At 35.8% G+C, this 12,739-nt stretch carries 13 protein-coding genes; 4 read left to right on the top strand and 9 right to left on the bottom strand.

What is annotated here, in order from left to right:
• Nucleotides 1-156: 156 nt before the first annotated feature.
• The 3 genes from accC to ACNQGN_RS17390 form a co-directional block, all read right to left on the bottom strand.
• Entirely contained in the window at nt 157-1,593 is a 1,437-nt protein-coding gene (gene accC / locus ACNQGN_RS17400) for an acetyl-CoA carboxylase biotin carboxylase subunit (protein WP_417989095.1), read from the bottom strand.
• Between the two features lie 53 nt (nt 1,594-1,646).
• The gene (locus ACNQGN_RS17395; protein WP_417989094.1) at nt 1,647-2,132 is read right to left on the bottom strand and encodes an acyl-CoA carboxylase biotin carboxyl carrier protein subunit; all 486 of its coding nucleotides are present in this window, start codon (nt 2,130-2,132) and stop codon (nt 1,647-1,649) included.
• Nucleotides 2,133-2,238: 106 nt separating this feature from the next.
• Complete coding sequence (locus ACNQGN_RS17390; RefSeq protein WP_417989093.1) at nt 2,239-4,428, bottom strand: B12-binding domain-containing radical SAM protein; 2,190 nt, start codon at nt 4,426-4,428, stop codon at nt 2,239-2,241.
• Between the two features lie 203 nt (nt 4,429-4,631).
• On the opposite strand from ACNQGN_RS17390, the gene ACNQGN_RS17385 reads away from it, so the two are divergent.
• Nucleotides 4,632-4,730, top strand: a complete 99-nt coding sequence (locus ACNQGN_RS17385; protein ID WP_417989097.1) for a T9SS type B sorting domain-containing protein — start codon at nt 4,632-4,634, stop codon at nt 4,728-4,730.
• A gap of 67 nt (nt 4,731-4,797) precedes the next feature.
• Here ACNQGN_RS17385 and ACNQGN_RS17380 read toward each other — a convergent pair whose 3' ends face one another.
• Nucleotides 4,798-6,081 (bottom strand): MFS transporter, encoded by a 1,284-nt coding sequence (locus ACNQGN_RS17380; RefSeq protein ID WP_417989092.1) that lies wholly within the window; start codon nt 6,079-6,081, stop codon nt 4,798-4,800.
• A 104-nt stretch (nt 6,082-6,185) separates the two neighbouring features.
• Between ACNQGN_RS17380 and bshC the strand changes: the two genes are divergently transcribed.
• A complete protein-coding gene (gene bshC, locus ACNQGN_RS17375; RefSeq protein WP_417989091.1) occupies nt 6,186-7,778 on the top strand; it encodes a bacillithiol biosynthesis cysteine-adding enzyme BshC in 1,593 nt (530 codons plus the stop codon).
• 314 nt (nt 7,779-8,092) lie between these two features.
• Nucleotides 8,093-8,512, top strand: a complete 420-nt coding sequence (locus ACNQGN_RS17370; protein WP_039109514.1) for a nucleoside-diphosphate kinase — start codon at nt 8,093-8,095, stop codon at nt 8,510-8,512.
• A gap of 127 nt (nt 8,513-8,639) precedes the next feature.
• Here ACNQGN_RS17370 and ACNQGN_RS17365 read toward each other — a convergent pair whose 3' ends face one another.
• Together ACNQGN_RS17365 and ACNQGN_RS17360 are read right to left on the bottom strand one after the other, a co-directional pair.
• Nucleotides 8,640-8,936 carry a DciA family protein gene (locus ACNQGN_RS17365; RefSeq protein ID WP_035673647.1) on the bottom strand — a complete coding sequence of 99 codons (297 nt, stop codon included), beginning with the start codon at nt 8,934-8,936 and terminating at the stop codon, nt 8,640-8,642.
• Nucleotides 8,917-9,360 carry a lipocalin family protein gene (locus ACNQGN_RS17360; protein WP_417989090.1) on the bottom strand — a complete coding sequence of 148 codons (444 nt, stop codon included), beginning with the start codon at nt 9,358-9,360 and terminating at the stop codon, nt 8,917-8,919. The genes ACNQGN_RS17365 and ACNQGN_RS17360 overlap by 20 nt, the downstream gene beginning before the upstream one ends.
• Before the next feature lie 229 nt (nt 9,361-9,589).
• Here ACNQGN_RS17360 and ACNQGN_RS17355 point away from each other — a divergent pair, with 229 nt between their 5' ends.
• Complete coding sequence (locus ACNQGN_RS17355; RefSeq protein WP_417989089.1) at nt 9,590-10,660, top strand: serine hydrolase domain-containing protein; 1,071 nt, start codon at nt 9,590-9,592, stop codon at nt 10,658-10,660.
• Between the two features lie 22 nt (nt 10,661-10,682).
• On the opposite strand, the gene ACNQGN_RS17350 is transcribed toward ACNQGN_RS17355, so the two are convergent.
• The 3 genes from ACNQGN_RS17350 to ACNQGN_RS17340 all read right to left on the bottom strand — a co-directional run bounded on the left by ACNQGN_RS17350 (nt 10,683) and on the right by ACNQGN_RS17340 (nt 12,678).
• Nucleotides 10,683-11,081: a GreA/GreB family elongation factor gene (locus tag ACNQGN_RS17350; RefSeq protein WP_417989088.1), complete on the bottom strand. Its 399-nt coding sequence runs from the start codon at nt 11,079-11,081 to the stop codon at nt 10,683-10,685.
• A gap of 89 nt (nt 11,082-11,170) precedes the next feature.
• Nucleotides 11,171-12,451 (bottom strand): Glu/Leu/Phe/Val family dehydrogenase, encoded by a 1,281-nt coding sequence (locus ACNQGN_RS17345; RefSeq protein WP_417989087.1) that lies wholly within the window; start codon nt 12,449-12,451, stop codon nt 11,171-11,173.
• A gap of 5 nt (nt 12,452-12,456) precedes the next feature.
• The gene (locus tag ACNQGN_RS17340; protein ID WP_417989086.1) at nt 12,457-12,678 is read right to left on the bottom strand and encodes a hypothetical protein; all 222 of its coding nucleotides are present in this window, start codon (nt 12,676-12,678) and stop codon (nt 12,457-12,459) included.
• Nucleotides 12,679-12,739 lie beyond the last annotated feature (61 nt).

The raw sequence follows: 12,739 nt of genomic DNA, 5'->3' as shown, positions 1-12,739 counted from the left end.
TAGCACTTCTGCTTTTCCTCCATCGCTTTTCCATTAAACAAATATATAAAAAAAGTATTTAATTGTCACTTTTATATCTAAAATGATTAGAAGTATTTGCATTTTCAATTCATCCCCCGTCTAAAGACCCAAGTGTATGGGGGCTTTCTTGAAAAATTATCGTAAGCGTACAATTTTTTGATCTTCAAAATATTGTTTCAATGCCACCAAAGCTGCGATTTCCGCTTCTTGCGCCATTTGGTCTTTCAATACATCAGCATTGTAGTAGTTCTTTACGAAATGCGTGTCAAATTTCCCGGAACGAAACGCCTCATGTTCAAAAACAAATTTTCCAAAAGGCAATGTCGTCTCCACGCCTTCTACATGATAACCATCAATGGCTTTTAGCATAATTTGAATCGCCTCTTCCCGAGTTTCGCCATAGGTAATTAATTTGGCCAACATCGGGTCGTAATAAATAGGAATATCCATACCTTGTTCAAAACCATTATCCACACGAACGCCTTCGCCTTCCGGCAATTGATAGACATCCAAATGGCCCACACTGGGAAGAAAGTCATTTATCGGATCTTCGGCATACACACGCAATTCCATCGCGTGTCCTTTTATTTTCAAATCTTCTTGCCTTATCGCCAATACCTCTCCTCTTGCCACTCTAATTTGCAATTCAACCAAATCGGTTCCGGTAATCCATTCCGTAACGGGATGTTCCACCTGCAAACGGGTATTCATTTCAAGGAAATAGAAGTTACTATTTTCATCCAATAAAAATTCGACCGTTCCTGCCCCTAAATAATCACAGGACTTAGCTACCAAAACGGCTGCTTCACCCATTTTTATTCGCAATTCAGGTGTTAAAACCGAAGAAGGCGCCTCTTCTATCACTTTTTGATGACGACGCTGGATGCTGCATTCCCTTTCGAATAAATACAAAACATTGCCATGACTATCCGCCATAACCTGAATTTCAATATGCCTGGGCGAGCCCACATATTTTTCGATAAAAACCGAACCATCTCCAAAGGCCGAAATCGCTTCACTAATGGCTCGATCCATTTGGGATTCAAAATCAGCTTCACTTTCTACCACACGCATTCCTTTTCCGCCACCACCAGCCGAAGCTTTGATCAGTATAGGAAAACCAATTTCCTTGGCAACTACTTTAGCTTTTTCGACATCAGTAATCGCTTGATCAAAACCGGGAACCATTGGAATATTATATTCCTTAACGGCTTCTTTGGCTGCTAATTTACTGCCCATAATTTTTATCGCTTTGGACTTAGGACCAATAAAAATGATGCCGTTTTTCTCTGCTTCTTCAGCAAAATCAGCATTCTCGCTCAGGAAACCATAACCGGGATGTATCGCATCCACATCTAATGATTTCGCCACTTCGATGATTTTGCTACCTAACAAATAGGATTGACTTGAAGGTGCTTCTCCGATCCAAACCGCTTCATCAGCAAATTTTACGTGAGGGGCATTTCGATCTGCAGTAGAATAAACTGCCACGGTTTTAATGCCCATTTTTTTTGCGGTTTTCATTACCCTAATGGCAATTTCTCCTCTATTTGCAACTAATAATTTTTTCATATTTTAATAAGACTAAAAGAATAAAGACTGCTTCGATGCCTTGCTTTTCCGCTCTATTCAAATTCAATTAATAACTGCCCTTTCTCTACTGCATCACCCATCATTACCGAAATCGTTTTGATAACGCCTTCCCGAGGAGAGAGGAAACTGTTTTCCATTTTCATGGCGCCCAAAATAATAAGGCTGTCGTTCTCTTTTACAGTTTGCCCCACCACAACGCTGATTTCCAAAATCAATCCAGGCATAGGTGCTTTAATAAAATTGATTTGTTTGGTGAGCCCTACTTCAAAACCCATTTCTTTGATAAGAATATCCAATGGATTTGAAATCGCCACAACATAGGTGTTGTTATTCACCTTTACAGTATAGCTTTTTTGAAGAAAATCAGAAGTAAGGATTTCAGCTTTATAGGGGGTGTTTTGATGCAGTATATGAAATTTATTAGCTTCCACACTAACTGCATCCAGTTGTGAAATACTTTCTTTTTCAAAATCAAAATGGAAAGCATTATTTACATTTACTTTATAACCAATACTCATACGCGTATTTATTTAAATTTGGTTGTAAAAATAAGTAAAGAAAACGTTTTCGTAATCGAAAAATAAAATTTTTATGCTAATTTAAATAGGTCTTTTTAAAATAAATTTACAAGACTAACAGACCAAATTCTCTAAGGGTTTTAACTGGTTTTGAGTACCAAAACAATTCAAAATCTTCCAGCTGTGTTTCAAAATCTAATTTTATTTCTTGAAACGTGTTGACTTTAGCATTCGAAACTGATAATTTTTGCAGTATTTCCACCAGCCATTCGCCTTCTTTTTTATTGGTTTGAATGCTGAAACTTTCTTTTTTATCGTGGAAAGTTAAAGTCATCATTTCCCAAGAATTTCCTTTTTTGGATTTGGTAACGTACGCTAAAAATGGTTTCCCTCCTAACCAAACGATTTTCGCAGTAGGTTTGATATTGAAATCACCATCTTCTTGCAAGGCATCAAATATAAAATCAGGGGAAATTTTAGTTTTTGGAATTTTAAATTCAAACCAATCCTGCAACTCATAGTCAAAACAGATTCCATGCATGAAATTAAACAAAGATTTCTTGAGCCCAAAACTAAATTTATCGTGGTCGATCCCTGTCGCATCAGTATAATTAATATCATTATTGGCGAAAGTTCCCAAGATTTCGGTTTCTTTGACCACTCCAAATTTCTCTGGATACAAGCCCACGGGACTGTGTGCCGTCATTGCAAATTGATGCCAAAATCCCGATTGCAGCACGCCAACTTCAAACAACTGTCTTACCATTTCGAGACTGTCTACGGTTTCCTGGATCGTTTGTGTAGGATATCCATACATTAAGTAGGCATGCACCATTACGCCTGCTTCTGTGAAATTTCGAGTTACTTTAGCGACTTGTTCGACTGTTACGCCCTTGTCAATTAATTTTAATAGTCTATCAGAAGCGACTTCGAGACCCCCGGAAACAGCAATGCAACCCGAGGCTTTTAAAAGCAAACACAAATCTTTGGTGAAACTTTTTTCGAATCTGATGTTTGTCCACCAGGACACGGCTAACTTCCGACGCAGAATTTCTAGTGCCAAAGCCCGCATTAGAGCTGGCGGCGCCGCTTCGTCTACAAAATGAAATCCGTTCTCACCCGTTTGGGCAATCATTTCCTCCATTCGATCGCATAATAAGCTGGCGGCAACAGGTTCATATACTTTTATATAATCTAAAGAAATATCACAAAACGTACATTTCCCCCAGTAACAACCGTGCGCCATGGTGAGTTTGTTCCAGCGACCGTCGCTCCACATACGGTGCATTGGATTCACAATTTCGATAACCGAAATGTACTTATCCAAAAGCAAATCAGAATAATCCGGGGTGCCCACTTGCGATTGTTTGTAATCCTGTTTCAGTGAATTATTTTTGTAAACCACTTTTCCGTTCTCTAATAAGAACGTTCGTTTATAGGAATTGTAATTCGGATTTTCAATACTGGCGATTAGCTCTTCAATTGGCATTTCTCCATCATCTAAAGTAATAAAATCGAAAAACTCAAAAACGCGTACATCTGAAAGCGAACGCAATTCAGTGTTCGGAAAACCGCCACCCATAGAAATCTTGATATTGGGATACTCCTTTTTTACCCATTGAGCGGAACGAAAAGCGGCATATAAGTTCCCTGGAAAAGGTACTGAAATTAGGAATAATGTAGGTTTAATCGTTTCTATTCGTTCTTTTAGAATCGAAAGAAGTACAGCATCAATATAGGTCGGTTCCTCTTGTAAGGCGTTGTATAATTCGTCAAAAGAATTGGCACTTCGACCCAAACGTTCTGCATAGCGGCTGAATCCAAAATTAGGATCAACACACTCCACAATGAAATCCGAAATATCCTCGAGATACAAAGTGGCTAAATGTTTCGCTTTATCTTGCGTCCCCATCGTTCCAAAAGCCCAATCCAGTTCTTCTAATTGTGCAAATCGAGACGCTTCTGGCAAGAAATCCTCCTGACAGATCTGCAGTGCCAACGTTGGATTCTTACCTTGCAAAAAAGCAATTACGGGATCAATAGTTTTTAAATATTCGTCTTGTAAAGCTGCGATTCTTTGGCTATTAGGTGTCAGGTTTTCCATTTTAGATGGAAAAGTAAATACATCCTTCAAACCTTCTTTCGAAAACAATTTCAAAATCACTTCGATACCCAAATCTGCCTGAACAGACTCAATGTCTTTGGTATTCAGAAAACCTTTTATATAAGCGGTTGCCGGATACGGTGTATTCAGTTGCGTAAAAGGAGGCGTAATTAAGAATAGTTTGGTTTTCAAAAGAAATAAGTTTTGTGCAAAAATAAGGGATATTTATGTTCTTTCCACAAAAGTAAAAGCTTACCTTTTTATTTATTCTTTGGATTCAAATCTAAAATACAGCCTCTTTTAATTGTGATGTAATTTGCAGCTATTTATTTCATTTACGATTGTTTTAAATCATCTCTCTAAAACATAAATTACTGCTAGACCTTAGTTAATTAATAATAGACCGTTATGGAAAATTTATCACAGAATTAACTCAAAACACCTCTTGGGACGGAACTGTCAATGGTCAGCAACTTCCCGCAACAGATTATTAGTTTGTAGTGAACAGAAATAATAAAAAAGAATACAGAGGTCATTTTAGTTTGAAACGATAATTTAACATCAAAATTTATGCTCCTTTTTGCTAATCATCAACAACGAAAATAAAGAGATAAAGGCCGCAGTACTCAAATAGAAACCAACGTAAGTCAAACTGTAGTGCGTCGCCAGCCATATCGCTATCATGGGCGCAAAAGCTGCTCCGATGATTCCTGCCAAATTAAATGCCAAAGAAGTACCTGAATACCTAACAGTAGTAGGGAATAATTCAGACAAGAAAGTACCCAAAGGACCATACGTAAATCCCATCAAGGCCATTCCAAGGCATAAAAACAAAGTCACTAGAATAGTACTGCCTGAGTTTAAGAAAAAAGAAAATGCAAAACCAAAAACAGCAATAGCTATTGTGGCATAAATTAGCATCCTCCTACGCCCAATACGATCTGCAATTAAAGCCGAAACAGGAACAAAAAGTGCAAAAAACAATACCGAAAACAACTGCATTAGTAGAAAATCCCTTTTAGAATAACCCAAATCAGAAGTTGCCCAGCTAAGCGTAAATACGGTCATGAGATAAAACACTAAGAAAGTAGTAATCGCAGCAAATGTCCCAAAAATCAATTGGTTTTTATAAAATTTTAATAAAGTAAAAAATGGGATTTTCACTTCTTCTTGTTCTATTTTAGAATTTTCGAAAGCAGGAGTTTCGGTGATTTTTAAGCGAATATAAAAACCTACAACAACCAATAACGAACTCGCTATAAACGGAATCCTCCACCCGTAATCCAGAAAAGCGTCGGCACTCATCGTATCGGTTAAAATTAAGAAAGTCCCTCCAGAAAGCAATAAACCTATTGGAGCTCCCAATTGAGGAAACATACCATACCAAGCGCGCTTATTAGGCGGAGCATTTTCGATGGCCAATAATACAGCCCCACCCCATTCTCCACCTAAACCAACTCCCTGACCAAATCGACACAGCATTAATAATAAAGGAGCAGCAATTCCAATACTAGCATAACTCGGTAAGAAACCAATACTCACTGTTGAAATACCCATCGTCAACAAAGCGATTACTAACGTAGTCTTGCGACCGATTTTATCTCCATAATGACCAAAAACCGCCGAACCAAGAGGTCGAGAAAGAAACGCTATCGAAAACGTTGCTAGCGACAGCAAAACAGAATTGGTAGTATCTGTTGAAGGAAAAAACAGTTTCGGAAAAACCAAAACGGCTGCATTTGCATAAATGTAGAAATCAAAAAACTCTATAGTTGTACCTATTAAACTGCCAAAAAGAACGTGTTTTAATGAATTTTCTTGAATTGGATTTGAATTATCTTTCATCTTAATGTTAAAATATTTGTATAAAAATGATACTATTTTTCGAAAGTAACAAATATTATAGTTCCAATAATTATTGGTAATTTAGCGACATATAAAAATTTATTATGCCAACCGACTGTATCAACTATCAGAATTCCGGATATTTTTCTACTTTGATGAATGATTATTTAGACCAGAAGACAAACTTACAATCCCTATATAACAGATTTCCAACGCTTGAAAACTTTGAAGGACAAATTCAGGAGAAGCAAATAAATTTTAATGATACCTCTCGAAAAACGTTGATTAAGGTTTTACAAAAACAATATACCAGCGTTGAAAGTTCCGCTTTGACCAAACAAAACATTGCCGCTTTAAATAATGTAAATACATTTACTGTCACCACTGGACATCAATTGAATTTATTCAGTGGTCCCTTATATTTCTTGTATAAAATCATTTCAACTATTAATTTGACAACCGAATTAAAAGCGAAATATCCAACTTATAACTTTGTTCCAATTTATTGGATGGCAACCGAAGACCATGACTTTGAAGAAATCAATTATTTTAATTTTAAAGGCAAAAAATTCCGTTGGAATACCCAAAGTACTGGTCCCGTTGGAAGATTATCTACAGAAGGTCTAGATGAATTTCTTGAAATATTTGCATTAGAAATTGGCTCCAGTACCAATGCAAATACAATAAAAAAATTATTTGAGGATTCTTATATCAACCACGCTAATTTAGCTGATGCCACAAGACATTTAGCGAATGTTCTTTTTGGAGTTTACGGCTTAGTTATTTTGGATGCTGATGATACTGATTTAAAACGCAACTTCATCCCTTTTGTAAAAGAAGAGCTATTACATCAATCTTCACATCCATTGGTGCTTGAAACAGCAGAAAAATTAAAAGACTATACTATTCAGGTAAATCCGCGAGAAATCAATTTGTTTTATATCGAGGATCATTTACGTGAACGTATCGTTTTTGAAAACGGCAAATACAAAGTAAATCATACAAAAATTGAATTTTCTGAAATCGAAATTTTAACACTTTTGGAAAATCATCCTGAAAAATTTAGCCCTAACGTGATTATGCGTCCGCTGTATCAGGAAGTAATTTTACCTAATTTATGTTACATTGGCGGAGGCGGAGAAATTGCGTATTGGTTGGAATTGAAATCCTTTTTTGATGCTGCAAACATTACTTTTCCCATACTATTGGTTCGAAATTCGGTGCTTTTAGCAACCGAAAAGCAAACTAAAAAAGCAGATAAATTAGATTTAAACTGGAACGACTTATTTTCAAAACAAGAGGATTTAGTAAATACTAAGACTAAACAATTATCGGAATTCCCAATCGATTTGACTAATCTGAAAAAGCAATTGCAAGAACAATTTCAGACACTTTATGAAATAGCAAATAAAACGGATGACTCTTTCATTGGCGCGGTAAAAGCACAGGAAGTAAAACAAACTAAAGGATTGGAAAACTTGGAGAAACGATTACTTAAGGCTCAGAAAAGAAAATTAAGCGATATTTTACAACGCATCACCGACTTGCAAAACGAATTGTTTCCCAACCAAAGTTTACAGGAACGTCAAGCTAATTTTTCAGAATTCTATCTGGAAAACGGAGAAAGTTTAATTCCTGCATTGATTAAACAATTAAAACCTTTGCAATCTAATTTTGAAATAATCACACTATCCTAAAAACTAAGTCAACCTTTAAAAGAATGACCAGAGAAGGTAGACCTTCCTCGTTTATGCACATCGCTTTAGTACTACTTTCTTTAATTTCTTTCTCTTCTTTTCAGTAATACCAAGACAGCGTTAACTGGACCTTCCTTTATGTAACTATTTGGTCTTTGATTTTAGGACCATTTTATACACATAAATTAGTCTTTACCGCTTAAATTTAAAAAAAACCGTGTTAATCCTAAATAAACACCTTTTTATTGGTTATTTATTAAAACAAACACATAAAAAAAGTCTACTTTTGCACCCAAATATAAAAAAATACAAAAATGGCTACTAATAGAACTTTTACAATGATTAAGCCTGATGCTGTTGCTAACGGACACATCGGAAACATACTTGCTATGATTACAACTGCAGGTTTCAAAATTGTTTCTTTGAAATTAACACAATTAACTGTAGCTGATGCTCAAGCATTTTATGAAGTTCACGCTGCAAGACCTTTTTATGGTGAATTAGTGGAATTCATGTCAAGAGGACCAATTGTTGCTGCAATTTTAGAAAAAGACAACGCTGTTGAAGATTTCAGAACTTTAATTGGCGCTACAAATCCTGCTGAAGCTGCTGAAGGTACAATCCGTAAAGCATACGCTACTTCTATTGGAGAAAATGCAGTTCACGGTTCTGATAGCGATGAAAATGCAGCTATTGAAGGTGCTTTCCATTTTGCTGGAAGAGAGCAGTTCTAATTCAGTCTTTTTAAATTTTGGATAAAACAAAACCCACTTAATAATTAATAATTAGGTGGGTTTTGTTTTATAAATAGTGCTGCTCCGGTACTCTAAAAACCGAAGATAGTTTAGGATTGGAGACCACCTATCTCAAAACAACATCTTTAACCACATCGCGGCGCAGTTCTTCGTTAATCATGGCGACAATTTTCGATCTTCCATGACTTAATTCTTCTCTTAATACTGAAGAAGTTAGCTCTACATACAAAGTGCTTCCTTTCAAAACCACATTATTGGTGTAACTATTCACACCATTTCCCATAAGATTTTTCCATGCGTCTTTCACATCAATTTGATCCATTCCAGGCTGCAATTTGTTAACTTGGATAATTTGTTTCAAAACATCCCCTATTGTACTTTGATTATTTAACCTTTTTGCCATCGTCAAGTAAATTTATTGGTTCGGTTTTCTTATAATGATATTCTGTTTTTTCTGCATTCAACAACACTAATTCTTTTTCTGACAAAGCGATTACTTCCTCACTCCATTTCATATAAGGAGTAGAATAGTCCAAATATGCTTTATCCTCTTTGAATCGAACCGTCACATTTTCATAAGTATCATTCACCAAAAAAGTCCCGTCCATTTGTGGCGTTACTTTCTTCCGAATTCCCTTATTATTTTTCTCCATTTTGAAATAATCAAAATTTTCGTTCATGCCATACTCCTTGTCCTTTCCTTTCTCAAAAACAACCTTCTCAATTTCCCAATACCCATTTAATTTAGTTATATCAGAGGGCTTTATATTTTGTTGACACCCCACAAAAAAGAGTGAAACAAACAAAATCCAAAATGTATTTTTCATGTAATTATTGTTTTTTTTTAGCGTTATTTCCTGTTTTTAGCGATACCAACGCCAAAAAATCGTGGCATGCAGCTACCATCAGTGGCAAGGTATTTTTAGTCAACAAGACTTTTGTCATACACTACAAAGTTAAACTTATTAAATTCAAAGAAAACAAAAATAGTAGAACACATTAAACTATTTTCTATATTTTTGGTCTTAAAGGAATTACAAATAAATCACTGGAAATATGTCAAAAGCAATCTTTAGTTTACTTATCCTATTTACCTGTATTTGTTGTAGTTATGAATCTAATGGTCCAGCTCCCGCACCGACAGAAACGCTATACTTTCCTCCTTTAACAGGTACAACCTGGGAAACAAAATCAATTGTAAGTTTGGGTTGGAAACCGACCGCTGTCCAACCACTTCTTGATTATTTAGAGCTGAAACATTCCAAAGGTTTCATTATTCTGGTAAACGGTAGAATCGTAATGGAAAATTATTTTAACGGACATACCGAAACAAGCAATTGGTATTGGGCAAGCGCTGGAAAAACACTAACAGCAACACTGACAGGAATTGCACAACAAGAAGGTTTATTGAACATCAATACTAAAGTTTCTCAATACATTGGAACAGGATGGACCAGTACAACTTTAGCCAAAGAAAACCTTATCACCTGCAAAAACCTCCTCAACATGACGTCCGGACTGGAAGACATTGCAAATGGTGATGATGTCTCCCCGGCAAGTCTTCAATACAAAGCAGATGCAGGAACACGCTGGGCGTATCACAATGTGTATGTCAAATTGCAAGATGTTGTTGCTCAGGCAAGCGGTCAAACGTGGAACACTTACTTCAACACCCGATTAAAAGACAAAATAGGAATGGATGGCGCTTGGTTCCAGTCTGGAAATAATTCTGTTTACGGAAGTACTACACGAAGTATGGCGCGATTTGGTTTATTAATATACAACAAAGGAAAATGGAATAGCACTGTTATTTTAAATGAAAGTTATAGTAACGAAGCTACAACCACTTCTCAAAACATAAACCTTGGTTACGGCTATTTGTGGTGGCTCAACGGGAAAAGCAGCTACCATATACCACAATCACAGCTTACAATTCCCGGAAGTATCATTCCTACTGCGCCAAACGATATGTTCATGGCTTTAGGTAAAAATGATCAAAAAATATATGTCATTCCGAGCAAGAAAATGGTAGTAATCAGAATGGGCGAAGCAGCCGATACTGTCAATCTGGCTTTGTCGGATTTTGATGAAACATTGTGGCAAAAGATTAGCGCATTATACCAGTAGCCTACTTTGTTTTTTTGTGTTTTCATACAGTCCCTTTTTGCACTACGTCAATTATTTTTATTGTACTGATTCCCGATGGAAATTCCCAACTGATTTCATCATCTTTTGCATATCCAAAGAGAGCAAGAGCCATAGGAGATAAAATTGAAATCTTATTTTGAAGAACATCACTTTTTTCGGGAGGAACTATTTGATAACATCTTTCCACATTAAAAGAAGTGCATATGGTTACAAAGGAATTAAAACGGACGACATCTTTTGGTACCGTATCATTTTTTACAATTTTTGCCGATTTTAATTCAGCACTCAATTTTTTTATCGAAGCTGCATATGTTTTATCAGTAGTATTGGTTGAAATGGAAATACTTCTCATCAGCGAATTATATTCGTCTTTATCTATTATAAGATTACTATATTTCATAAATTTATTTAAAAAAAATTAATATTAAAGCCTTTATAGTATTCGGAAATTACTATAAAGGCTTTTTACAATCGGATTAAAGAAATTGTTTATGGAAAAATACCACGTTGAATGTAAGCGGTTTCAATTCTGGTGACAGCTAAAATATACGCTGCGGTTCTCCAATCTATCGCCCCCTCAACAACAACTCCTTCTACTTTTTTAAAAACTTCAGAAATCTTTTTTTCCAACTTATGCATTACTTCTTCAAGTTCCCATAATTCACCGTTTCTATTTTGTAGCCATTCAAAATAGCTTCCTATTACACCTCCGGAATTACAGAGAATATCGGGTATAATGGTTATACCGTTGTCAAGGATAATTCTTTCTCCTTCTGCATCAATTGGACCATTGGCTCCCTCAGCAATAATTTTTGCTTTAATCATAAATGCATTCTCCTCTGTGATCTGGTTACCCAAGGCAGCTGGAATAAGAATATCACATTCCAATCCAAAAAAGCTATCCGGAACTATTTCTACAGCTCCATTGAAACCTTTTATAGAGCCTTTTCTGGGTTTAGAGTGTTCAAATAAAGCTTCAACTGAAATACCATTTTCATTAAATACCGTTGCATGTGCGTCTTGAACCGCTATTAATATTGCTCCTTCTTTGGTTAGAAAATGAGAAGTCCAATACCCTACATTTCCAAATCCCTGGACAATAAATTTCTTCCCTTTAAGACTTTCTCCTCTACTTTCCTGCAATAATTTTATGGTCAAAAATACTCCAAAACCTGTTGCTCTATTTCTGCCTTCTAAGCCTCCGGATCCGATAGGTTTTCCAGTTACAACATGTTGGCTGTTTGAACGCTCAGACGGCGATTTTGTTAACATATAAGTATCCGAAATCCAAGCCATTGTTTGCTCATTGGTATTTACATCTGGAGCAGGAATATCATAATTTGGACCTATATTATCACCCAATGCATACGTAAATCGTCTCGTTATCCGCTCCAGTTCTCCTAATGAATAATCGCGTGGATCAATTTGAATACCTCCTTTCGCACCTCCGTACGGTAAGCCCGCCAAAGATGTTTTCCAAGTCATCCACATAGCCAATGCCTTAGCATCCTCCACATCTACAGTTGGATGGTACCGCAATCCCCCTTTGTAGGGCCCTAAGGCATTATTATGCTGAACACGATATCCTGTGAAAATTTTCACTTCACCGTTATCCATTTTTACAGGAAAATGGAGAATAATTTCATTATTTGTTATTGATAAAATCTTTCTAATATTAGGATTTAGATGGATTAAATCAGCAGTCTTGTTAAATTGTTGCATGACATTTTCGTACATGCTTTTTTTCTTTAAATCTTTAATAGCTATCATAGTTTTTATTGATAATGTTCACAAAATATCTTGCTCATGCTTTGCCAGAAACACTTGTTTTTAAAATCACAATTCACACATAATCCACTATGAACTTTGTTCATTAAAAGTAGAGGATCGATTCCAATTGTAGAAAAATCAGACTTGCCTTTTATTTTTTGAGTAATGGAATTAGCGTCAATTCCACCTGGAATGGAATTAATTTTTTGTTTGTTTAATACGTTCATCTCATGTAATTTTAATAGTTTTAATTTTAAAAATCATTAATTAACATACAGTAGACAAACT

This window comes from Flavobacterium rhamnosi (assembly GCF_048286515.1).
Taxonomy (GTDB): domain Bacteria; phylum Bacteroidota; class Bacteroidia; order Flavobacteriales; family Flavobacteriaceae; genus Flavobacterium.
Note: the sequence above shows the minus strand (reverse complement) of the source record. Positions and strands in the feature narration are given on the sequence as shown.